The organism is Cupriavidus metallidurans CH34 (genome assembly GCF_000196015.1).
In the GTDB taxonomy this organism is placed as follows: domain Bacteria; phylum Pseudomonadota; class Gammaproteobacteria; order Burkholderiales; family Burkholderiaceae; genus Cupriavidus; species Cupriavidus metallidurans.
The window spans coordinates 3417933-3441091 of record NC_007973.1; the positions used below are offsets into that span (position 1 = coordinate 3417933).

Genomic DNA, 23159 nt, shown 5'->3' on the forward strand with positions numbered 1-23159 from the left:
CACTGCGTGAGAGGGGAGAAAACACTCACCCAGTCAGGTCTGATCGTTCAGATGGCAAGCTGAAAACCTCAGCGGCGCGATCTCCTTCAGTACCGGCTGCTCGGTCTTGCAACGTGGCATCGCATGCGGGCAGCGCGGATGAAAGTGGCAGCCGGTGGGCGGATTCAGCGGCGACGGAATCTCGCCCCGGATCGCCACGTAAGTCTTCTTGCCGACCTCAAGCTTCGGCGCCTCGGCCAGCAACGCCTGCGTATAGGGATGATTCGGCGCGGCGAACACCTCCTCGGTCGGCGCGGACTCCACCACACGTCCCAGATACATGATCACCACGCGGTCGCTAATGTGCTTGACCACGCCCAGATCATGGCTGATAAACAGGTACGTGAGGTTCAGTTCTTCGCGCAGGCGCATGAACAGGTTCAGCACCTGGGCCTGGATCGATACGTCGAGCGCCGCCACCGATTCATCGCAGACCAGGAATTCCGGCTTGACCGCCAACGCGCGCGCAATGCCGATCCGCGCGCGCTGACCGCCCGAGAACTGATGCGGGAAGCGGCGCAGCACGGTCGGATCCATCCCCACGCGCACGAGCATGTCTTCCACATACGCCTTCTGCGCGCCCTTCTCCACCATGCCGTGAACGACAGGCGCCTCGCCGACGATGTCGAGCACGCGCATCCGAGGATTCAGCGACGCGTACGGGTCCTGGAAGATCATCTGGATCGCAAGCTGCTTCTCGCGTTTCCGGTCTGGCGGCAGCCGGTCGAGATCCGTACCGCGCCAGAATCGCTCCCCTTCAGTCAGCGTGTGCAGGCCCACGGCCATGCGGCCCAGCGTGGACTTGCCGCAGCCCGATTCCCCCACGAGACCAACAACCTCGCCAGCGCGGATAGAGAGGTCGACACGATCCACCGCATGAACGATCTCCACGCGCTGCTTCGCGCCGAATACATTGGCGACTTTCGCCGCGATGTCGAGCGACTTGACGAAGCGCTTGGAGACGCCTCGCAGTTCCAGCAGCGGTGCCGGCGGCATGGCCGTCTCCGCCGCCACGCCGGAGGCCAATGCGCCCGGGGTATCCATCACATTCGCGCTCATGCGGCCTCCTGCTGGGCGTGTACCGGATGGAAGCAGCGCAACTGCCTCCCATCTGGCGACAGTTCAAGCGGCGGCTCGGTGGCACAGATCTCCGTGGCATAGGGGCAGCGCTCGCGAAACGCGCAGCCGCTCGGAAGATTCAGCAGCGATGGCGTCATGCCCGGAATCTGCCGCAGCGGCACACCACGCGGATTGCGCGACGGCGCCGAGTCGATCAGCCCATGGGTATAAGGATGCCGGGGAGCTTCTAGCACCTGCCGCACGTCGCCCGATTCAACGATCTTGCCCGCGTACATCACGCAGACCTTGTCGGCCAGCCCCGCCACAACGGAAAGGTCATGAGTGATCCAGATTAGCGCGGTGCCGGATTCGCGGCACAGCGTCTGCATTTCATACAGGATCTGCCCCTGGATCGTGACGTCGAGCGCGGTCGTCGGCTCATCGGCGATGATCAGGTCGGGCTTGTTGAGCAGGGCGATCGCAATCGCCACGCGCTGGCGCATGCCGCCGGAAAACTGATGCGGATAGGCCTGCAGCCGCTCGTCTGGCGACGGGATGCCGACGCGTGCCAGCGCATTGCGCGCGCGCTCACGCGCGGCGGCCTTGCTGACATCGTCGTGCGCGCGCACGGCTTCGATCATCTGGGTGTCGATGCGCAGGACCGGGTTCAGCGTCATCATCGGGTCCTGAAAGATCATCGCGATCCGGTTGCCGCGCACGTCGCGTTGCTGCGCGGGCGTCAGCGCGCGCAGGTCGCGAGTCACGCCGTCCCGGCTGGTCAGCGCGATGCGGCCTTCCACCACTTTGCCCGGCGGATCGATCAGCCCCATGATCGAATAGCCGGTCATCGACTTGCCCGAGCCCGATTCACCGACCAGGCCCATGATCTCGCCACGGCCAACCGTGAACGACACGTCGTCCACGGCGCGCGCCACGCCGGCTCGGGTAAAGAACTGCGTTTTCAGATGTTCGACGACCAGGGTTGGTTGCGTCATGTCGGCTCCTGGTCCGTTATTGCGTTTGCAGGCGCGGATTGAGCACATCGCGCAACTGGTCGGCCACGAGGTTCATCGCCACGATCGTGATCACGAGGGCGATGCCCGGGAAGAAGCTGATCCAGTACTTGCCGGACAGCATGTACTGCTGGCCATTGGCAATCAGCATCCCAAGCGACGGCTCGGTAACCGGCACACCGAGCCCCAGGAACGACAGCGTGGCTTCCAGCGTGATGGCCGACGCCACTTGCAGCGCGGCGATGACGATCAGCGGCGGCAGGCAGTTCGGCAGCAGGTGGCGGAACATGATGCGCCCCGGCGGCAGGCCCAGGCAGGTGGCCGCCTCGATATATTCCTTGCGCCGCTCGACCAGCGCCGCGCTACGCGTGGTGCGCGCGTAGTAGGCCCACTGCACGGCCACCAGCGCGATGACGATGTTGCCGATGCCGGGACGCAGGAACGCCAGCAGGATCAGCGCCAGCAGGATCGGCGGAAACGAAAGCTGCAGGTCGGCCACGCGCATGATGAAAGCCTCGGTGCGGCCGCCGATGAAGCCCGCCAGCAGGCCGAGCGTGGCGCCCAGCAGCAACGCGATCACGGTGCTGACCACCCCGACGCCCACGCTGATGCGCAGGCCGTACATCACCGCGGAAAGCATGTCGCGGCCCTGTTCGTCGGAGCCCAGCAGGAACGTCATGCCACTGCCCGCCTGCTCGCCGGGGGCCAGGCGGGCGTCGAGCACGTCCAGGGTCGCGAGGTCATAGGGATTCTGTGGCGCGAGCCACGGCGCGAATATCGCGATCAGGATGATCAGCCCAAGGATGACCAGCCCCATCATCGCGAGCTTGCTTTCCATGAACTGCCTGGCGAAGCGGCGGAACGGCGTCTGCTCTTTGGCGGTACCGGCCGCCTTGGCCGCGTTTTGCGGTACGGTCGAAGTACTCATGGCTCAGCCCTTGTTGTCGGCAATCCGCACGCGCGGATCGAGCATGCTGTAGATGATGTCGACCAGCAGGTTGATCAGGATGAACAACGTCACGATCACCATCAGGTAGGCAACGATCACCGGGCGGTCCAGCAACTGGATCGAGTCGATGATGAGCTTGCCCATGCCGGGCCAGGCAAAAATGGACTCCGTGACGATCGCGAAGGCGATGATCGACCCGAACTGCAGCGCGATCACGGTCACGATCGGAATCATGATGTTCTTCAGCACGTGCACCCCGACGATGCGGGTGTTCGACAGGCCCTTGGCGCGCGCGAACTTCACGTAGTCCTGCAGCATCGCCTCCTGCGTGCCGGCGCGTGTCAGGCGGATCACCATCGCGATATTCAGCAGCGACAGCGTGACGGCCGGCAGGATCAGGTGGCGGATACCGTCCACGGTCAGAAAGCTCAGCGGCACACCCAGCACGCGCACCGTTTCTCCCCGGCCGTTGGATGGCAGCCAACCAAGCTGTACCGCGCAGACCATGATCAGCATCAGGCCCACCCAGAACGTGGGCAGGGAAAAGCCGAGGATCGACACGGTCATGATCGACTTGCCGGCGATGCCATTCGGCCGGAGCCCGGCCCACAAGCCCAGCGGAATGCCGAGCACGATCGCCAGCAGGATCGCGCACACGGCCAGCTCCAGCGTGGCGGGCATCCGCTCGAAGATCAGCTTGAGCGCAGGCGTGCCGTGCGCGAACGAGGTGCCGAGGTTACCGTGCAGCGCGTTCTGCAGGAAGATCCAGTATTGCTCCCAAAGCGGCTTGTCGAGACCGAGCGCGGCGATCGTACGTTTGATGTCTTCCTGGTCCGCCTGCGGACTGATCAGGATATCGACCGGATTCCCGATCGCGAAGACGCCAAGAAACACGAGCAGCGACATGACGAGGAGCACAACCACGCTCTGCATCAGCCGCCGGATGATGAAGACCAGCATGTTCTTACCACTATCCTTTCGCTGGCGACCGCATGCGGCGCGTCAGCGTGTTCGCGGCCCACGGGGGAAGGCGTGGGCGGATTGCCCCGGCTGCATGGACGCAGTCGGGGCCGCGATCATACCGGAGCCATCAAAGGCCCGCGTGCAGGCAGAATCATTGCGCGCCGGCCGGCTTGAAGTTGTGCGCGTATGTCCGTTCGTCGGTACGGGGGATGTACACGATGCCCTTCTGCGTGGCCCACGTGGTCACCTGGTGATGGATCGGAATGATGCCACCATCAAGGATGGCGATAGCCGTGGCTTCCTGCAGAAGCTTCGAGCGCTCATTGTCATCCACGGTGGCCAGTGCCTTCTCCAGCACCACATCCATCTTCGGATTGCAGTACTCGCCCCAGTTGGTGGTACCGAAGCCCTTCTTGGAGTCCTCGCAGGCTAGCAGCGCGCGCAGCGGCGAGCTGACCTCACCGGTCTGGGCGCCCCAGCCCAGCAGGCCGAACGACCATTCGTGCTTGATCCCCTTCGCCGAGTAGGTGGCCATCGGCATCCCTTCCACCTTGGTGTTGATGCCAATGCGCGTCAGGTTCTGCGCGATGGTCTGCGCGATCTTCTCGTCGTTGACATACCGGTTGTTCGGCGTATGCAACGTCAACCCGAAGCCATTGGGGTAGCCCGCCTCGGCTAGCATCTTCTTCGCCGCCTCGGGGTCGTACTTGATCGTCTTCAGCGCCGGGTTGTAGCCGAACATCGTCGGCGGCACGAGGTTATTGGTTGGCTCCGCCAGCCCCTCCATCAGACGATCCTTGATGCCCTGGCGATTGATGGCCGTGCTGATGGCAAGACGCACGCGCGGGTCCTTGAGCGGATTCTTGTCCATCGCCTGGCCGTCCTTCGTGGTCACGAACGGTGACTTGTCCCGTTTGGCGTCGAAGTACAGATAGATCACGCGATGCGAGATCTTCGAGAAGAACGAAAGCTTGGGATCGTTGCGGACTTTGGGCAGGTCCGGCGTCGGCACGTTCTCGATCGCCTGCACATCGCCCGACAGCAGCGCCGCCAGACGCGTGGCCGGGTTCGGGATGAAGCGCAGCGTCACCTTATCCCAGGCCGGCTTCGGCCCCCAGTAGTCGGGGTTCCTGACCAGCTCGACGCGATCGTCGCGCGCGTAGCTGACGAACTTGAACGGCCCGGTGCCGATCATGCCCTTGCCCTGCGCGAAGTCGTCGGAAGACAGGCCCTGCGTGGCCTTCTTCTGCACCATGAACACCGCCGTCAGGTCGTTGAGCATCAACGGATACGGCTGGTTGGTGGTCAGCTGGATCGTGTACTTGTCGATGATCTTCTTGTTGATGATCGCCTTGGTGTACACATCGAACTTGCCCGGGCTGTTGAGGATCGTGGCAGGCCGGTCCAGTGACCAGGCGATGTCCTCGGTGGTCAGCTCCGTGCCGTCATGCCACTTGACGCCCTTGCGGATCTTGAATTCCCAGGTCAGGTTGTTGACGAGCTTCCACGACTCGGCAAGTCCAGGAATGACGCGGCTGTCCGGATCAAGCTTGATCAGGGTCTCGAACACGTGCTCCGACACGTTGATGTTCGAGAAAAGGTTGTAGAAATGTGGATCCATCGAGGTCGGTGGCGAACTCATGGCGATCTTCAGATCCACGGCGTGAACTGGCGCGGCCAAACCGAGGCCGAGGGCGCTGGTCAGCAGGACGGTGTTGATCGTCTTGCCGATGGCCTTCCTGATGTGACGAAGGGACATCGCGCGATTCTCCCAGGGGGAAGTCTTGAAATGACGGTTAGGATCAGCCACGTCGGTCGATTGCCCGTGAGGAAGGCCGCATTTTGGTGCGACGATTCTGCAAGGCAAGATGCCACGCGGCCGGCCAGGCACTTCAAGCATGAACTGTTCCAGCACTGCAATGGGTCCGCCATGCGGGGAAACCCACCCGGTTGGACGCGCTGCCCCGCAATGCTGCGCCGCGCCACGATCGGGGCATAACAGATGCGTCGGCAATGGCTGGTGGCCGGCACCATGTGAGATCAGACAGGGATCACGCTGGAATCAGGCGACCCATGACAAGCCGCGGCGCCGCCGCGTTTTGGCGCTTTGTGTACAGGCATCGTATGATCGGGGGTATCCAATCGCCCCATCCGCCTGGACTGGCATCATGAAGCTCATCCCCGAAATCCTGCAGGCGCAAGCCGAAATCCGAACCCTCCGACGCGACATCCACGCCCATCCCGAACTCTGCTTCCAGGAGCAGCGCACGTCCGATCTGGTGGCAAAGAGCCTCGAGTCCTGGGGGATCGAAGTCCATCGCGGACTGGGCACGACGGGCCTGGTCGGCGTGATTCGCAACGGCAATAGCGGCCGCACCATCGGCCTGCGCGCGGACATGGATGCGCTGCCGCTGCAGGAGGCCAACACGTTCGGCCATCGCTCCCAACACGAAGGCAAGATGCACGCGTGCGGCCACGACGGCCATACCGCGATGCTGCTGGGCGCGGCCCGCCACCTGGCTGAACATCGCAACTTCGACGGCACGGTTCACGTGATTTTCCAGCCCGCCGAGGAAGGCGGCGGCGGCGCGCGCGAGATGATCAAGGACGGACTGTTCGACCGCTTCCCGTGTGATGCCGTATTCGGCATGCACAACTGGCCCGGCATGCCAGTAGGCACGTTCGGCACCACAGCGGGCCCGCTGATGGCATCGAGCAACGAATTCAAGATCACGGTGCGTGGTAAGGGCGCGCACGCGGCCATGCCGAACAACGGCTGCGACCCGGTGTTCACGGGCGCGCAGATCGTGTCCGCGCTGCAGGGCATCATCACGCGCAACAAGCGCCCGATCGACGCTGCGGTGATCTCCGTCACGCAGTTCCACGCAGGCGACGCCACCAATATCGTGCCGGACTCGGCATGGATCGGCGGCACCGTGAGAACGTTCACGATCCCGGTGCTTGACCTGATCGAGCGCCGCATGGAGGAAGTCGCGCGGGCCGTGGCACAGGCGTTCGATTGCACGATAGAGTTCGAATTCAGCCGCAACTATCCGCCGACCATCAACAGTGCAGCCGAAGCCGAGTTCGCCGTGGGGGTGGCCACCGAGCTGGTGGGCGCATCGAATGTCGATGGCAGCGTCGAGCCGACCATGGGCGCCGAGGATTTCTCGTTCATGCTGCAGGCAAAGCCCGGCTGCTACCTGTTTATCGGCAATGGCGAAGGATCGCACCGCGAAGCTGGCCACGGCATGGGCCCGTGCATGTTGCACAACCCGAGCTATGACTTCAACGATGAACTGCTGCCAATCGGCTCGTCGTTCTTCGTGAAGCTGGTGGAGAAGTGGCTGGCGCCGGCCTGATTCCCGGCTTTTCCTTCCGTATAGACACAACGGACGCACGATGACGCACACGCACCTGGATGACGCCACGGCGGAGCAGTTTGCCCACGTGGCGCTTGAGAACATCGCGCGTCAATATCCCTATAAGGTCGACCATCTGATGGTGGGCGCCGACGATCTGTCGGCGCCAGTCGTCATGCACCCTGTGTTTTACGGGAGCTACGATTGGCACTCATCGGTGCACATGCACTGGCTGCTCGTGCGCGTGCTGTCGCTGCGGCCTGCGCTGCCAGTCGCCGATCGGATCCGTGCGGCCCTGGACAGGCAGTTGCTCCCTGAAGCAATTGCGGCTGAGCTGGCGTATTTCGAACGGCCGGCATCGCGAACGTTTGAACGGCCTTACGGTTGGGGCTGGTTCCTGAGACTGCAGGCCGAATTGCGCACGCTTGGTGCGCGCGATGCTCAGGCAGCCCGTTGGGCCACCGCCTGCGCGCCACTGGCCGATCATCTCGCGCAGCGGCTCATCGACTACATCGACATCGCCGACTTTCCCGTTCGCACCGGCACGCATCTCAATAGCGCATTTGCACTCATCATGGCGCTGTTCTATGCCAAGTCCGATCAACATCTTGCATTACGCAAGGCGATCGTGCGACAGGCGCATCGCTGGTTTGGACATGACCAGCGTTATCCGGCACGCTATGAACCCGGTGGCGACGAGTTTCTATCGGGGGGGTTGGTCGAGGCCGTGCTGATGCGCCACGTTCTGGACGACTGCTCGTTCGGAGACTGGTGGGAGATGTTCTCGCCTGGAGAGGCCGAACTCGCGATGTGGCTCACGCCAGTGACCGTCGCGGATCGGACCGATCCGAAGATGTCCCACCTCGATGGCCTGAATCTGTCCCGTGCCTGGTGTTGGCGGGTGCTGGGCCCCGGCCTGCCGCCGGTGCTCCAGCCCCTTGCGATTCGCGCATGGTCGGATCATCTCGAGGCATCGCTGCCCCAAGCCGTCGAAGGGCATTACGTAGCCACCCATTGGCTGGCTACGTTCGCCCTTCTGGCCCTTACGGATTCGGCTGTCGGCTGACTTTGGTTATTCGATGGTGATATCGCCATACCAAGACTCCGCGCTGGTCTTGGTATTGTCGGTGTCGGTCATGAGACCGACGGCGATCACCTTCCCCGGATCGGCGCCGAAGGCCTTGCGATAATCTGCGCGCAGATCCCGTTCATGGCAGCGCCACTCGCCGGTATGGCGCGTACCTGAGTCGACGATGATCATGCGTACGCGATCGGTGTGGGGATTATTCACGACCGCACCTGGCGGCAGCCGCCCGCCCCAGATATACATCAGCGTGGCGTACGGCATTTCCCGACCGGTGGTGATACGAGCCATTTCGTACATCAACTGATCACGAAGCGGCAGCGTGGAGCGATCGCCATCGAAGGCGACGAAGATGCGCAGCGGCGAATCTTCCCGATGGCTGACGCCATTATCGGCGGTGCGGATGACGTCGCGCGTTTTCCACATCCAGCGCAAGGCGCCGGCCTCACGCTCGACCAGCGGCACGTAGAGCCCCGATGCGGAACTGTCAGCCTCTGCATGAAGCACCAGACGGTGATCGACTTCCGTCAGCGCATAGCGTGTTGGTGTCTTGTTGCGGTTGATCTTCCAGGGACGCCACCCGACGGGCATCGGGCTGGCCATATTGGAGGCCGAGAACGGTGGAAGTTGGGAGAGCGCCGGCGGCGGCGTAGGCTCGGAATCGACGTCAGCCCCGCCTTCGGCATCTGCAGCACTCTCGCTGGCAAGATTTGCCAATTCGAGCGAATCCGGAACTACGCCTGAATTTGCATCCATCGGACGGCTTTTTGCGGCGAACGCCTTGCAATTGCCGTCAGAGACGGCAGCCAGTTTCGATGGATCGATTGTCTGTCTTGATGTTGATGCGCAGCCTGTCAGCATCAATGCACCCACGATCATCGTGAGCGCTGGCCCAAACTTCTTGGCCATGTAACCCCCTGTACCCGTATTGCTTGCCGGCGCTTCAGGAGCCCAATTTGTGAAACATGGGCACTGTCGATCGCGGCTTTACTGTTGCGGACTACTTCGCGTCAGCAGATTGCTAACGCATGGGGAGAAACATATCAGATGCGTTTTGCCGGAGGAATCCTCCGGTACCCTGAATACGACGGGTAAAGACATGCGCGTAACAAAACCGCGCCGGCCAAAGCAAAACCCCCAGCTTATGGGGCTGGGGGTTTTGGGTATAAGAGCCTGGCGATGACCTACTTTCACACGGGTAGTCCGCACTATCATCGGCGCGAAGTCGTTTCACGGTCCTGTTCGGGATGGGAAGGAGTGGTTCCAACTTGCTATGGTCACCAGGCATGAGGGGTTGCCGGGCTGACCCAAGGTCAGCGCGGCGAATCTGGGTGTAGTAAAGATTGGGTTGTGTTGCACACCTGGGCACAAGGCGCACTCACCAGGTAAAACACACTGGTTATAGGATCAAGCCTTACGGGCAATTAGTACTGGTTAGCTTAACGCATTACTGCGCTTCCACACCCAGCCTATCAACGTCCTGGTCTCGAACGACCCTTCAAGGAGGTCAAGCCTCCAGGGAATCCTCATCTTCAGGCGAGTTTCCCGCTTAGATGCTTTCAGCGGTTATCTCTTCCGTACATAGCTACCCTGCGATGCCTCTGGCGAGACAACAGGTACACCAGCGGTACGTCCACTCCGGTCCTCTCGTACTAGGAGCAGCCCCCGTCAAGATTCCAACGCCCACGGCAGATAGGGACCAAACTGTCTCACGACGTTTTAAACCCAGCTCACGTACCTCTTTAAATGGCGAACAGCCATACCCTTGGGACCGGCTACAGCCCCAGGATGAGATGAGCCGACATCGAGGTGCCAAACACCGCCGTCGATATGAACTCTTGGGCGGTATCAGCCTGTTATCCCCAGAGTACCTTTTATCCGTTGAGCGATGGCCCTTCCATTCAGAACCACCGGATCACTATGTCCTGCTTTCGCACCTGCTCGACTTGTCGGTCTCGCAGTTAAGCACGCTTTTGCCATTGCACTTTAGGTACGATGTCCGACCGTACCAAGCGTACCTTCGAACTCCTCCGTTACACTTTGGGAGGAGACCGCCCCAGTCAAACTGCCTACCATGCACTGTCCCCGACCCGGATTCACGGGCCAAGGTTAGAACCTCAAACAAACCAGGGTGGTATTTCAAGGACGGCTCCACGTGAACTAGCGTCCACGCTTCAAAGCCTCCCACCTATCCTACACAGATCGGTTCAAAGTCCAATGCAAAGCTACAGTAAAGGTTCATGGGGTCTTTCCGTCTAGCCGCGGGGAGATTGCATCATCACAAACACTTCAACTTCGCTGAGTCTCGGGAGGAGACAGTGTGGCCATCGTTACGCCATTCGTGCAGGTCGGAACTTACCCGACAAGGAATTTCGCTACCTTAGGACCGTTATAGTTACGGCCGCCGTTTACCGGGACTTCAATCAAGAGCTTGCACCCCATCATTTAATCTTCCGGCACCGGGCAGGCGTCACACCCTATACGTCCACTTTCGTGTTTGCAGAGTGCTGTGTTTTTATTAAACAGTCGCAGCCACCATTTTATTGCAACCCCTTCACCCTCCTGGCGCAGGCCAGTCAAGCTACAAGGGCGTACCTTATCCCGAAGTTACGGTACCAATTTGCCGAGTTCCTTCTCCCGAGTTCTCTCAAGCGCCTTAGAATACTCATCTCGCCCACCTGTGTCGGTTTGCGGTACGGTCTCGTATGACTGAAGCTTAGAGGCTTTTCTTGGAACCACTTCCAATTGCTTCGCAGCACTAGGCCGCTCGCCCCACATCCTTGAATTCCGCGCCCGGATTTGCCTAAGCGCCTTCTCCAATGCAGGGACCGGGACTTCCAACACCCGGACAACCTTCCGCGATCCGTCCCCCCATCGCATCATACGACGGTGCAGGAATATTAACCTGCTTCCCATCAGCTACGCATCTCTGCCTCGCCTTAGGGGCCGACTCACCCTACGCCGATGAACGTTGCGTAGGAAACCTTGGGCTTACGGCGAGGGGGCCTTTCACCCCCTTTATCGCTACTCATGTCAGCATTCGCACTTCTGATACCTCCAGCATCCTTTACAAGACACCTTCACAGGCTTACAGAACGCTCTCCTACCACGCACTTGCGTGCGTCCGCAGCTTCGGTGACTGGCTTAGCCCCGTTACATCTTCCGCGCAGGACGACTCGATCAGTGAGCTATTACGCTTTCTTTAAAGGGTGGCTGCTTCTAAGCCAACCTCCTGACTGTTTTAGCCTTCCCACTTCGTTTCCCACTTAGCCAATCTTTGGGACCTTAGCTGGCGGTCTGGGTTGTTTCCCTCTTGACACCGGACGTTAGCACCCGATGTCTGTCTCCCGTGATTGCACTCTTCGGTATTCGGAGTTTGCTATGGCGGGGTAATCAGCAATAGACCCCCCAACCATGACAGTGCTCTACCCCCGAAGGTGAGACACGAGGCACTACCTAAATAGTTTTCGGAGAGAACCAGCTATTTCCAGATTTGTTTAGCCTTTCACCCCTATCCACAGCTCATCCCCTAACTTTTCAACGTTAGTGGGTTCGGTCCTCCAGTACGTGTTACCGCACCTTCAACCTGGCCATGGATAGATCATCTGGTTTCGGGTCTACACCCAGCGACTCAACGCCCTATTCGGACTCGCTTTCGCTACGCCTTCCCTAATCGGTTAAGCTTGCCACTGAATGTAAGTCGCTGACCCATTATACAAAAGGTACGCCGTCACCCGTTTCCAGGCTCCGACTGTTTGTATGCATGCGGTTTCAGGATCTATTTCACTCCCCTCCCGGGGTTCTTTTCGCCTTTCCCTCACGGTACTGGTTCACTATCGGTCGATTACGAGTATTTAGCCTTGGAGGATGGTCCCCCCATCTTCAGACAGGATTTCACGTGTCCCGCCCTACTTGTCGTACACCTAGTTCCACAACGCTGTTTTCGCATACAGGGCTATCACCTGCTATGGCCGGGCTTTCCATCCCGTTCTGCTAACAATGCTGCTAAAGAGTACAAGGCTCTTCCCATTTCGTTCGCCACTACTTTGGGAATCTCGGTTGATTTCTGTTCCTGCAGCTACTTAGATGTTTCAGTTCGCCGCGTTCGCTTCCCTGACCTATGTATTCAGTCAGGGATGACCCATTCGGGCCGGGTTTCCCCATTCGGACATCTCCGGATCAAAGCTCGTTTGCCAGCTCCCCGAAGCTTTTCGCAGGCTACCGCGTCCTTCATCGCCTGTAATCGCCAAGGCATCCACCACATGCACTTGTTCGCTTGACCCTATAACGAGTGTGTCTCTCGGACACGACCGTCATAGGTCTGAGTTCTCGCGTTTGTGCCGTATTCCAAGTCATCTTTCGATCACTTTAAATACTTTTTGGTTGATACAATCACAACCCGGTATCGCGTTTGTACTACAGCGTCTCATCAACGCTCGCGACACCTTTACTACATCCCATATTGTTAAAGAACAGCCAGGCTTAACGCCTGTTGGCAACAGCCAAAGACAAACACTCAGGCGCCTCGCCTGAATTCTTGTCTTTGACTACAACCCCAAGGTACTGGTGGAGGATGACGGGATCGAACCGACGACCCCCTGCTTGCAAAGCAGGTGCTCTCCCAGCTGAGCTAATCCCCCGCGCGATAACTTGGTGGGTCTGGTAGGACTTGAACCTACGACCCCCGCCTTATCAAGACGGTGCTCTAACCACCTGAGCTACAGACCCTTGGCTGTAACAGCAAACAAACCGATAAGTGTGAACGCTTGACTTGTGAACACAAGCCTCTAGAAAGGAGGTGATCCAGCCGCACCTTCCGATACGGCTACCTTGTTACGACTTCACCCCAGTCATGAACCCTGCCGTGGTAATCGCCCTCCTTGCGGTTAGGCTAACTACTTCTGGCAAAACCCACTCCCATGGTGTGACGGGCGGTGTGTACAAGACCCGGGAACGTATTCACCGCGGCATGCTGATCCGCGATTACTAGCGATTCCAGCTTCACGTAGTCGAGTTGCAGACTACGATCCGGACTACGATGCGTTTTCTGGGATTAGCTCCCCCTCGCGGGTTGGCAACCCTCTGTACGCACCATTGTATGACGTGTGAAGCCCTACCCATAAGGGCCATGAGGACTTGACGTCATCCCCACCTTCCTCCGGTTTGTCACCGGCAGTCTCTCTAGAGTGCTCTTGCGTAGCAACTAGAGACAAGGGTTGCGCTCGTTGCGGGACTTAACCCAACATCTCACGACACGAGCTGACGACAGCCATGCAGCACCTGTGTCCACTTTCCCTTTCGGGCACCTAATGCATCTCTGCTTCGTTAGTGGCATGTCAAGGGTAGGTAAGGTTTTTCGCGTTGCATCGAATTAATCCACATCATCCACCGCTTGTGCGGGTCCCCGTCAATTCCTTTGAGTTTTAATCTTGCGACCGTACTCCCCAGGCGGTCAACTTCACGCGTTAGCTACGTTACTGAGAAAATGAATCCCCAACAACTAGTTGACATCGTTTAGGGCGTGGACTACCAGGGTATCTAATCCTGTTTGCTCCCCACGCTTTCGTGCATGAGCGTCAGTCACGTCCCAGGGGGCTGCCTTCGCCATCGGTATTCCTCCACATCTCTACGCATTTCACTGCTACACGTGGAATTCTACCCCCCTCTGACGCACTCTAGCCTTGCAGTCACAAGCGCAATTCCCAGGTTAAGCCCGGGGATTTCACGCCTGTCTTACAAAACCGCCTGCGCACGCTTTACGCCCAGTAATTCCGATTAACGCTCGCACCCTACGTATTACCGCGGCTGCTGGCACGTAGTTAGCCGGTGCTTATTCTTCCGGTACCGTCATCCACGCCAGGTATTAACCAGCGCGATTTCTTTCCGGACAAAAGTGCTTTACAACCCGAAGGCCTTCTTCACACACGCGGCATTGCTGGATCAGGGTTGCCCCCATTGTCCAAAATTCCCCACTGCTGCCTCCCGTAGGAGTCTGGGCCGTGTCTCAGTCCCAGTGTGGCTGATCGTCCTCTCAGACCAGCTACTGATCGTCGCCTTGGTGGGCCTTTACCCCACCAACTAGCTAATCAGACATCGGCCGCTCCTGCTGCGTGAGGCCTTGCGGTCCCCCACTTTCACCCTCAGGTCGTATGCGGTATTAGCTAATCTTTCGACTAGTTATCCCCCACAACAGGGTACGTTCCGATGTATTACTCACCCGTTCGCCACTCGCCGCCAGACCGAAGTCCGCGCTGCCGTTCGACTTGCATGTGTAAGGCATGCCGCCAGCGTTCAATCTGAGCCAGGATCAAACTCTTCAGTTCAATCTCTGTGTGGTGCCGAAGCACCTCGCTCTTTCGAGCGGTCGCTCACTCTCAGAAAACTGACTGGCCAGGCTCCGAAGAACCCAACCAACATGTTTTACTGTGCGAGCACTGATAACTTTTGAAGCATCACAGCGACCGAAGTCACCGTGGCGTTCGCCATCAAGCGCCCACACTTATCGGTTGTTTGATTGTTAAAGAACCTCAGCGCCCGGCTTTGCCGGTTCGCTGTCGCTGCCTCGCTGACGTTGCCGTCATTTCGTTGCAGCGGAGAAACGAGATTATGCAGAGCATTCAACGTTTCGTCAACAGTTTTTGCAGAACTTTTTTCTGCCGGTCAGCGCTGCATTCCCTCGCAACCCCAACCCACTGCCGCCCCGCAACCCTTGTCGCTGCTGCGTTTGCAGTGCGTTTCGTGTTGCGAGGGGGCGAATATTAGGCCGGTTCACCGGGCTTTGCAACACCAATGTCACGTTACCGTGCTCAAGAATTCGGCCAGCACTCGGCAAGTCATTGATCATAAAGAAAAAATGGGCCGGAAATAACTTTCCGGCCCATTTAATAACCCTTGATTATCCTCGGGTATTCCCTAGTCCAGGGTCACCGATTCTGGAAATTGGGTGCACGCTTCTCCACAAACGCTGCCATACCCTCCTTCTGGTCTTCGGTGGCGAAGGTCGAGTGGAACAGTCGGCGCTCGAAGTGGACCCCTTCATTCAGAGTCGTCTCATAGGCAGCGTTCACCGACTCCTTGATCATCATGACAACCGGCAGCGAGTAACCGGCGATAGTCTCGGCCGCGGCCACGGCTTCGTCTACCAGTTTGTCTGCCGGGACGATCCGGGAAACCAGCCCGGCGCGCTCGGCCTCGGTGGCATCCATCATGCGCGCGGTCAGGCACAGGTCCATCGCCTTGGCCTTGGAGACGGCACGCGGCAGCCGCTGCGTGCCGCCGGCGCCAGGCATCGTGCCGAGCTTCACTTCCGGCTGGCCGAACTTCGCGCTGTCGGCGGCAATCACAATGTCGCACATCATCGCCAGTTCGCAACCACCGCCCAGCGCATAGCCGGCCACGGCGGCGATCACCGGTTTGCGGATGCGGCGGATTGTCTCCCAGTTGCGGGTGATGTAGTCGCCCTTGTAGACATCCATATAGGAGTACTTCGCCATCATGCTGATATCGGCCCCTGCGGCGAAGGCACGCTCGCTCCCCGTGATGACGATGCAGCCGATTGCCTCGTCCTGGTCGAATGCCGTCAGCGCCGCGCCCAGTTCGTCCATCAGCGCGTCATTGAGCGCATTGAGCGCTTTGGGCCGGTTCAGCGTCACCAGACCAACGCGACCTCGCGTCTCCACCAGGATGTTCTCGTACGACATGTCTGCTCCTTGCAATGCGGTTGGGTTCTATTTGTCGAGTGTCAGCGGGGACGATACTGGCGTGCTTGCGCCCAGCAGGTCAAGCGCACCAGCCTCTTGCGCCCTGCCACCATCCCGTCTACTATTTGCCGACCGACTGGTCGGTTAATTTAAAGCGATCGCGTCCTCACTACAATGGCCGTGCATCGCGTCGTGGCATCAGATCCACTACCAACCAGGAGAACAATATGGCGCAGGAGACAACCATGCCCCCATCCCAAGCGCAGACAACTGCGCGCGCAAGCCTCGATTCAGGCCCGATCCTGCTGCACTGGCAGGGTGATGTGGCCGTCGTCACGCTCAACCGTCCCGACAAGCTCAACAGCTTCACACGCGACATGCATCGGGCACTGGTCACCGCGCTCGACCATGTCGAGGCAGGCGGTGCCCGCGCGCTATTGCTGACCGGTTCGGGACGTGGCTTCTGCGCCGGGCAGGATCTGGCCGACCTCGACTTCACCCCCGGCCAAGCCACCGATCTTGGCGAACTTATCAATACGTGGTTCAACCCGCTCGTGCGGCGCCTGCAAGCCCTGCCCCTGCCGGTGATCGCCGCTGTAAACGGCACGGCAGCTGGCGCGGGGGCGAACCTGGCCTTCGCGTGCGACATCGTGCTCGCGGCCCGGTCGGCCAGCTTCATCCAGGCCTTCGTGAAGATCGGACTGTTGCCCGACTCTGGCGGCACGTGGCTGCTGCCCAAGCGGGTAGGCATGGCGCGCGCGCTTGGCCTGGCCATGACGGGCGACAAGCTCAGCGCCGAAGAAGCCGCGAAATGGGGTCTGGTCTGGGAAGTGATGGACGACCCACTACTGGCCGAGCAGGCCATGGCGCTGGCCACGCATCTGTCCGCGCAGCCCACGCGCGCCCTGGCAGCGATCAAGCAGGCCATACACGCCAGCGCGACCAACACCTACGACGCCCAACTCGATCTGGAGCGCGACCTGCAGCGCGAGCTTGGCCAATCGCACGACTACAACGAGGGCGTGAACGCCTTCCTCGAAAAACGCGCGCCCCGCTTCACAGGCGCCTGACAGCATTCCCGCCAACGCCAAAGGAGACCCGCTTGACGCAAGATCCCCAAGCGCTTGCCGAAGCGGCCGCCCATGCCATGTACGAGTCCGATGCCTGCAGCCGCTGGCTCGGCATGGTCCTGGAAGCGGTCCGCCCCGGCTATGCCCGCATATCTATGCCGATCCGCCCCGAGTTCCTGAACGGCCATGGCATCTGCCATGGTGGACTGATGTTCACCCTGGCAGATTCGACGTTCGCATTCGCCTGCAACAGCCACAACATCAATACGGTGGCGTCGGGCTGCTCGATCGAATTCCTGCGCCCGGTGCATGGCGGCGATGTACTGACAGCCGAAGCAGTCGAGCAGGTCTTGTCCGGCCGCCATGGCATCTACGACATCCGCGTAACCAACCGCGCCGGCGAACCCGTGGCGATGTTCCGCGGCAAGTCGGCCCAGATCAAGGGGCACGTGGTGCCACCCGCGGAGTCCTGACACACGCGGAAAGACAGCCACGCAGCAAGACCGCAGGAAACAAGCAGAAGCCAGCGCCAACGTAGCGCCACCGATCCGAAAACGGAGACATTCATGATTACGCGCCTGACCGATCTGCCCCTGGAGCCGATCGAGACCGCCAGCCGACAGGAGCTCCAGGCCCTGCAGCTTGATCGTCTGAGATGGTCCCTTCGCCACGCCTATGACCATTCGCCGGTGTACCGGCGCAAGTTCGACGAGGCTGGCGTGCATCCCGACCAAGTGCGATCGCTGGCCGATCTGGCCCGCTTTCCGTTCACGACCAAGAAGGACCTGCGCGACAACTACCCGTTCGGCATGTTCGCGGTGCCGCAGGACAAGATCGCTCGCATCCATGCCTCGTCGGGCACTACCGGCAAACCCACGGTGGTGGGCTACACCCTTGGCGACATCGACACCTGGGCCACGGTCATGGCACGTTCGATCCGCGCATCGGGCGCCCGGCGCGGCGACAAGGTGCACATCAGCTATGGCTATGGCTTGTTCACCGGTGGACTCGGCGCGCATTACGGCGTGGAGAAGGCAGGCCTCACTGCCATTCCCTTCGGCGGTGGCCAGACCGAGCGGCAGGTGCAACTGATCCAGGACTTCAAGCCCGAGGTCATCATGGTGACGCCGAGCTACATGCTGGCGATCGCCGACGAGCTTGAGCGCCAAGGTGTCGACCCGGCCTCCACATCGCTAAAGATCGGCATCTTTGGCGCGGAGCCGTGGACGCCCGAAATGCGTCTGGCGATCGAGAAGCGGATGGGCATCTCCGCTGTCGACATCTACGGCTTGTCCGAAGTGATGGGCCCGGGCGTCGCCAATGAGTGTGCCGAGACCAAGGACGGCCCGACGATCTGGGAAGATCACTTCTACCCCGAGATCATCGACCCCGATACAGGCGAAGTCCTGCCGGACGGCGAGTTCGGCGAACTAGTCTTCACCTCGCTGACGAAGGAAGCGATGCCGGTCATCCGCTATCGCACCCGCGACCTCACGCGCCTGATGCCCGGCAGCGCGCGTGCCGCATTCCGCCGGATGGAGAAGATCACCGGCCGCACCGACGACATGATGATCGTGCGTGGCGTGAACGTATTCCCGTCGCAGATCGAGGAATTGATCCTCAAACATGCGGAACTCGCGCCTCACTACCAATGCGTGCTGAACAAGGATGGCCCGCTCGATACGCTGATCGTGCGCGTGGAGTGCGCGCATGGGGCAGATCCGGCCACCGCGCGGCAGGCCGAATCGCAGCTCGCGCACGACATCAAGTCCTATATCGGCGTGACGGCGGGCATTGAGATTCTTGCCGAAGGCGGTGTCGAGCGCTCCGTCGGCAAGGCCCGGCGCATCGTCGACCTTCGTCCGCGCTAGTACGTGCTGCCGCGGCTAATGCGTCCTAGCGCGTTCTTGCCGCACTCTTGCTGCCGCCTGGCTCGTCGCGCTTGACGCCGAGCCGGCGGGCCAGCTTGTGCAGATTGCTAGCATCCATGCCAAGCTGCCGCGCGGCCTGGGCCCAATTCCCGCTCTGGGCCTCCAGGGCCTGCTCGATGCACCGGCTCTGGCAGGCCTCCACCGCCTCGCGCAAGCTGGTGGCCGGCGCCGACATAAACGGCGCTGCATCGGCGGCCGCATCGGCTGGCGCGACAACCCCATCCAGATCCAGCAAATCGGTGTCGAGCGTAATGATGTCCTTGCGGCTGGCGCCCCGGCTGAGCAGCTTCAGCGCGGCCCGGCTGATCACATGCTCCAGCTCGCGCACGTTGCCCGGCCACGTGTATCGACGTAGCGCATCCTGCGCCGCGACGGACAGGCGCAGGCTGCGCAGGCCCAGCCGCGCCCGGTTGAGTTCCAGGAATCGTCCCGCCAACAGCAGCACGTCATTGCCGCGCTCGCGCAGCGGCGGAATCGGAATGGGATAGACCGAGAGCCGGTGATACAGGTCGGCGCGGAACGAGCCGTCGCGCACATGCTCGCGCAGGTTGCGGTTGGTCGCCGCGATCACGCGCACGTCTACGCGGCGCGGCCGATCGGACCCCAGACGCTGGATCTCGCCGTTCTGCAGCGTGCGGAGCAGCTTGGCCTGGATGGCCAGCGGCAGCTCGCCCACCTCGTCGAGGAACAGCGTGCCACCGTCGGCGGCCTCGAAGCGCCCAGGGCGCTCGCCCGTCGCCCCCGTGAAGGCGCCGCGCACATGGCCGAACAGTTCGCTTTCGGCCAGGGATTCAGGCAGTGCGGCGCAGTTCACGTGAATCAGCGGGCGGTCCCGGCGGCGTGACAGCCGGTGCAGCCGGTGCGCGAACAACTCCTTGCCAACGCCGGTCTCGCCGAGCAGCAGCACCGGCAGTTCAGAATCCGCCACCACGCCGATCTCGTGCATGAGCTGCGCGATCGCCTCGCTCTCTCCGATGATTTCGCCGATGACCTCGCCATCGTCGCGCACCGTCTCCCCGGCTGCGCCCACCGCGCGGCCCATGCGTAGCGCGCGGATCTCGCCTTCCAGCCTCGAGGTGCGTATCGATGCCTCGATCAGCGCCGTCAGCTGGCCCAGTTCCTCTTGGGCCGAGGCGGTAAACGTCCCGACTTCCAGGGCGTCCAGCGTCACCACGCCCCATGGCTTGCCTTCGCTCTGGAGACTGATGCCCATGCAGTCGTGGACGGGCAGCGGCTCGCCCACGTGCTCGTCGATCAACCCGTCGTACGGATCGGGCAACGCACTGTCATGGTGGAAGCATGTGACGCCGCGCCGCGCCAGGATCGCCGCAAGCCGGGGATGAAGGCCCACGGAGAACCGCCGCCCAAGGGCATCGCGCACCAACCCATCCACCGCGATCGGACGCAGATGGTCCTCCTCCAGGCGCAGGATCGCCACCGCTCCGCAGTGGAAATGCGAGCGTAAGCACCCTACCAGGCGCTGCAGCCGCACGGCCTGGGGAAAGTCGGCGCAAAGATCCGCAAGAAGCACATCGCTGATCATGGTCAAAACAACCCTAGATAGTCAAAAACACCCTAAACGGCCACGGTGAATATTACCGCGCCCGACGCCAACCTGTTGAATCTTTTAGGACTCTTATCAGGCACGCGAATCGCATAGATGAAGCGGTATTCATTGCGACATCAAGAAGGAGCAATTCATCGTGGGCCCCTACAAGAAACTATGGTTCTTGTTGATCGCCGTGCTGGCGGTCACCTTTTCCTTACTCGGCTACTACGGTGCCGAGGTCTATCGGCAGGCGCCGCCCGTTCCGGCCAAGGTCGTCACCTCGGACGGCGCCACGCTTTTCACCGGTGACGAAATCCTTGACGGTCAAACCGCATGGCAGTCCGTCGGTGGTATGCAGCTTGGCTCCATCTGGGGTCACGGCGCCTACCAGGCGCCGGACTGGACGGCCGACTGGCTGCACCGCGAACTGACCGCATGGCTCGACCTGGCCGCGCGTGACCAGTACGGCAAGGATTACGCCGCGCTGGACGCGCCCGCGCAGGCCGCCTTGCGCGCGCAACTCAAGTCCGAGTACCGCAGCAATCAGTTCGACCCGGCCAGCCAGGCGCTGACCGTGTCCGACCGCCGCGCGAAGGCGATTGCCAAGACGGCCGATTACTACAGCCGCCTGTTCTCCGATGCGCCCGAGCTGCACAAGAGCCGGGAGAGCTTCGCGATGAAGGAAAACCCGCTGCCCTCGGCGGAGCGACGCGCTCGCCTGACCAACTTCTTCTTCTGGACCGCCTGGGCAGCCTCCACCGATCGTCCGGGGCACACCGCCACCTACACCAACAACTGGCCGCATGAGCCTCTGATCGACAACCATCCCACTGCGGAGAACATCGTCTGGTCGATCGCGAGCGTGGTGATCCTGCTGGCCGGCGTGGGTCTGCTCGTATGGGCCTGGGCGTTCCTGCGTGGCAAGGAAGAACCCCTGCCTGCCGCACCGGCACGCGACCCGCTGACCACCTTCGCCCTGACGCCTTCGCAACGCGCACTCGGCAAGTACCTGTTCCTGGTGGTGGCGCTGTTCGCCTTCCAGGTGCTGATCGGCGGCTTCACCGCGCACTACACGGTGGAAGGGCAGAAGTTCTACGGTATCGATGTTTCGCAGTGGTTCCCGTACACGCTGACGCGCACCTGGCACATCCAGAGCGCGCTGTTCTGGATCGCCACTGGATTCCTGGCTGCCGGCCTGTTCCTGGCTCCGCTGATCAACGGCGGGAAGGACCCGAAGTATCAGAAGCTCGGTGTCGACATCCTGTTCTGGGCGCTCGTGGTCGTGGTGGTCGGCTCCTTTGCCGGCAACTACCTGGCGATCGCGCAGAAGATGCCGCCCAACCTGAACTTCTGGCTCGGCCATCAAGGCTATGAGTATGTGGATCTGGGCCGACTCTGGCAGATCGGCAAGTTCGCTGGCATCGTGATCTGGCTCGTGCTGATGATGCGCGGCATTGCCCCCGCCCTGCGCGCGCGCGGCGGTGACAAGAACCTGCTGGCGCTGCTGACGTCGTCGGTGGTGGCCATCGGCCTGTTCTACGGCGCCGGTCTGTTCTACGGCGAGCGCACCAGCCTGTCGGTGATGGAATACTGGCGCTGGTGGGTGGTTCACCTGTGGGTGGAAGGCTTCTTCGAAGTATTTGCCACCACCGCATTGGCATTCATCTTCTCCACGCTGGGCCTGGTATCGCGTCCGATGGCCACGACGGCCAGCCTCGCGTCGGCCTCGTTGTTCATGCTCGGCGGTATCCCTGGTACGTTCCACCATCTCTACTTCGCTGGCACAACGACGCCTGTGATGGCCGTCGGCGCGAGCTTCAGCGCGCTGGAAGTCGTGCCGCTGATCGTGCTCGGACATGAGGCATGGGAAAACTGGCGCCTGAAGGAACGCGCGCCGTGGATGGCCAATCTGCGCTGGCCGCTGATGTTCTTCACCGCCGTGGCGTTCTGGAACATGCTGGGCGCCGGTGTGTTCGGCTTCATGATCAACCCGCCGATCACGCTGTACTTCGTGCAAGGTCTCAATACCACCGCCGTGCACGCACACGCTGCACTGTTCGGGGTCTACGGCTTCCTGGCGCTTGGCTTCACGCTGCTGGTACTGCGCTATGTCAGACCCAACTACACGCTGAACCCGCGCCTGATGTCGATTGCGTTCTGGGGAATGAATGGTGGTCTGGTTCTGATGATCGCCACCAGCCTGTTGCCGGTGGGTATCATCCAGTTCATCGCCAGCGCAAGTGAAGGCCTGTGGTATGCACGCAGCGAGGCCTTCATGCAGCAGCCACTCCTGCAAACGCTACGCTGGATGCGTACCTTCGGTGATGTGGTCTTCCTGGTGGGCGCGCTGTCGTTCTCGCTGCAGGTCGTGCTCGGGCTGTTTGGACGGCAGCCCAGCGGCAAGGTCGCCGAAGGCGTGCTGGTCCGTCAATGAAGCAGG

Annotated in this window: 14 protein-coding genes, 2 tRNA genes and 3 rRNA genes; 6 read left to right on the forward strand and 13 right to left on the reverse strand. The window is 61.0% G+C overall.

Annotated features, from left to right (window positions below):
- Nucleotides 1-33: 33 nt before the first annotated feature.
- From RMET_RS15790 to RMET_RS15810, 5 genes are all read right to left on the reverse strand, one after another.
- Complete coding sequence (locus RMET_RS15790; RefSeq protein ID WP_011517637.1) at nt 34-1098, reverse strand: ABC transporter ATP-binding protein; 1065 nt, start codon at nt 1096-1098, stop codon at nt 34-36.
- Nucleotides 1095-2093 (reverse strand): ABC transporter ATP-binding protein, encoded by a 999-nt coding sequence (locus RMET_RS15795; RefSeq protein WP_011517638.1) that lies wholly within the window; start codon nt 2091-2093, stop codon nt 1095-1097. Before RMET_RS15795 ends, RMET_RS15790 begins: the two co-directional genes overlap by 4 nt.
- Before the next feature lie 16 nt (nt 2094-2109).
- Entirely contained in the window at nt 2110-3039 is a 930-nt protein-coding gene (locus RMET_RS15800) for an ABC transporter permease (RefSeq protein ID WP_011517639.1), read from the reverse strand.
- A 3-nt stretch (nt 3040-3042) separates the two neighbouring features.
- A complete protein-coding gene (locus RMET_RS15805) occupies nt 3043-4020 on the reverse strand; it encodes an ABC transporter permease (protein WP_011517640.1) in 978 nt (325 codons plus the stop codon).
- 154 nt (nt 4021-4174) lie between these two features.
- Nucleotides 4175-5782, reverse strand: a complete 1608-nt coding sequence (locus RMET_RS15810; RefSeq protein ID WP_011517641.1) for an ABC transporter substrate-binding protein — start codon at nt 5780-5782, stop codon at nt 4175-4177.
- Nucleotides 5783-6191: 409 nt separating this feature from the next.
- On the opposite strand from RMET_RS15810, the gene RMET_RS15815 reads away from it, so the two are divergent.
- The gene (locus RMET_RS15815) at nt 6192-7385 is read left to right on the forward strand and encodes a M20 aminoacylase family protein (RefSeq protein WP_011517642.1); all 1194 of its coding nucleotides are present in this window, start codon (nt 6192-6194) and stop codon (nt 7383-7385) included.
- A gap of 40 nt (nt 7386-7425) precedes the next feature.
- Nucleotides 7426-8451, forward strand: coding sequence for a DUF2891 domain-containing protein (locus RMET_RS15820; RefSeq protein WP_011517643.1), 1026 nt, complete (start codon nt 7426-7428; stop codon nt 8449-8451).
- Between the two features lie 6 nt (nt 8452-8457).
- On the opposite strand, the gene RMET_RS15825 is transcribed toward RMET_RS15820, so the two are convergent.
- The 7 genes from RMET_RS15825 to RMET_RS15855 all read right to left on the reverse strand — a co-directional run bounded on the left by RMET_RS15825 (nt 8458) and on the right by RMET_RS15855 (nt 16169).
- A complete protein-coding gene (locus RMET_RS15825) occupies nt 8458-9378 on the reverse strand; it encodes a DUF3047 domain-containing protein (RefSeq protein WP_011517644.1) in 921 nt (306 codons plus the stop codon).
- Between the two features lie 262 nt (nt 9379-9640).
- Nucleotides 9641-9754, reverse strand: a 5S ribosomal RNA gene (gene rrf, locus RMET_RS15830).
- 118 nt (nt 9755-9872) lie between these two features.
- Nucleotides 9873-12751: ribosomal RNA gene (locus RMET_RS15835) — 23S ribosomal RNA — on the reverse strand.
- Nucleotides 12752-13033: 282 nt separating this feature from the next.
- Nucleotides 13034-13109, reverse strand: a tRNA-Ala gene (locus RMET_RS15840).
- Nucleotides 13110-13120: 11 nt separating this feature from the next.
- Nucleotides 13121-13197, reverse strand: a tRNA-Ile gene (locus RMET_RS15845).
- Between the two features lie 63 nt (nt 13198-13260).
- A 16S ribosomal RNA gene (locus tag RMET_RS15850) occupies nt 13261-14792 on the reverse strand.
- Together the 16S, 23S and 5S rRNA genes with 2 tRNA genes alongside form the textbook arrangement of a ribosomal RNA operon.
- Nucleotides 14793-15392: 600 nt before the next feature.
- Nucleotides 15393-16169, reverse strand: a complete 777-nt coding sequence (locus tag RMET_RS15855) for an enoyl-CoA hydratase (protein WP_011517646.1) — start codon at nt 16167-16169, stop codon at nt 15393-15395.
- Nucleotides 16170-16396: 227 nt separating this feature from the next.
- On the opposite strand from RMET_RS15855, the gene paaG reads away from it, so the two are divergent.
- From paaG to paaK, 3 genes are all read left to right on the forward strand, one after another.
- Nucleotides 16397-17239 (forward strand): 2-(1,2-epoxy-1,2-dihydrophenyl)acetyl-CoA isomerase PaaG, encoded by an 843-nt coding sequence (gene paaG, locus RMET_RS15860; protein ID WP_011517647.1) that lies wholly within the window; start codon nt 16397-16399, stop codon nt 17237-17239.
- 32 nt (nt 17240-17271) lie between these two features.
- The gene (paaI, locus tag RMET_RS15865; protein ID WP_008647561.1) at nt 17272-17712 is read left to right on the forward strand and encodes a hydroxyphenylacetyl-CoA thioesterase PaaI; all 441 of its coding nucleotides are present in this window, start codon (nt 17272-17274) and stop codon (nt 17710-17712) included.
- A 93-nt stretch (nt 17713-17805) separates the two neighbouring features.
- Nucleotides 17806-19110 (forward strand): phenylacetate--CoA ligase PaaK, encoded by a 1305-nt coding sequence (gene paaK, locus RMET_RS15870; RefSeq protein WP_008647562.1) that lies wholly within the window; start codon nt 17806-17808, stop codon nt 19108-19110.
- Between the two features lie 25 nt (nt 19111-19135).
- Here the strand turns inward: paaK and norR are convergent, their stop codons facing one another.
- Nucleotides 19136-20713 (reverse strand): nitric oxide reductase transcriptional regulator NorR, encoded by a 1578-nt coding sequence (norR, locus tag RMET_RS15875; RefSeq protein WP_011517648.1) that lies wholly within the window; start codon nt 20711-20713, stop codon nt 19136-19138.
- Between the two features lie 160 nt (nt 20714-20873).
- On the opposite strand from norR, the gene RMET_RS15880 reads away from it, so the two are divergent.
- Nucleotides 20874-23153 carry a nitric-oxide reductase large subunit gene (locus tag RMET_RS15880; RefSeq protein WP_011517651.1) on the forward strand — a complete coding sequence of 760 codons (2280 nt, stop codon included), beginning with the start codon at nt 20874-20876 and terminating at the stop codon, nt 23151-23153.
- Nucleotides 23154-23159: the final 6 nt, after the last annotated feature.

Bases quoted from the DNA above. Each gene is read 5' to 3' on its own strand.
- RMET_RS15790 (WP_011517637.1), bottom strand. From the start codon at position 1,098: ATGAGCGCGAATGTGATGGATACCCCGGGCGCATTGGCCTCCGGCGTG.
- RMET_RS15795 (WP_011517638.1), bottom strand. From the start codon at position 2,093: ATGACGCAACCAACCCTGGTCGTCGAACATCTGAAAACGCAGTTCTTT.
- RMET_RS15800 (WP_011517639.1), bottom strand. From the start codon at position 3,039: ATGAGTACTTCGACCGTACCGCAAAACGCGGCCAAGGCGGCCGGTACC.
- RMET_RS15805 (WP_011517640.1), bottom strand. From the start codon at position 4,020: ATGCTGGTCTTCATCATCCGGCGGCTGATGCAGAGCGTGGTTGTGCTC.
- RMET_RS15810 (WP_011517641.1), bottom strand. From the start codon at position 5,782: ATGTCCCTTCGTCACATCAGGAAGGCCATCGGCAAGACGATCAACACC.
- RMET_RS15815 (WP_011517642.1), top strand. From the start codon at position 6,192: ATGAAGCTCATCCCCGAAATCCTGCAGGCGCAAGCCGAAATCCGAACC.
- RMET_RS15820 (WP_011517643.1), top strand. From the start codon at position 7,426: ATGACGCACACGCACCTGGATGACGCCACGGCGGAGCAGTTTGCCCAC.
- RMET_RS15825 (WP_011517644.1), bottom strand. From the start codon at position 9,378: ATGGCCAAGAAGTTTGGGCCAGCGCTCACGATGATCGTGGGTGCATTG.
- RMET_RS15855 (WP_011517646.1), bottom strand. From the start codon at position 16,169: ATGTCGTACGAGAACATCCTGGTGGAGACGCGAGGTCGCGTTGGTCTG.
- paaG (WP_011517647.1), top strand. From the start codon at position 16,397: ATGGCGCAGGAGACAACCATGCCCCCATCCCAAGCGCAGACAACTGCG.
- paaK (WP_008647562.1), top strand. From the start codon at position 17,806: ATGATTACGCGCCTGACCGATCTGCCCCTGGAGCCGATCGAGACCGCC.
- norR (WP_011517648.1), bottom strand. From the start codon at position 20,713: ATGATCAGCGATGTGCTTCTTGCGGATCTTTGCGCCGACTTTCCCCAG.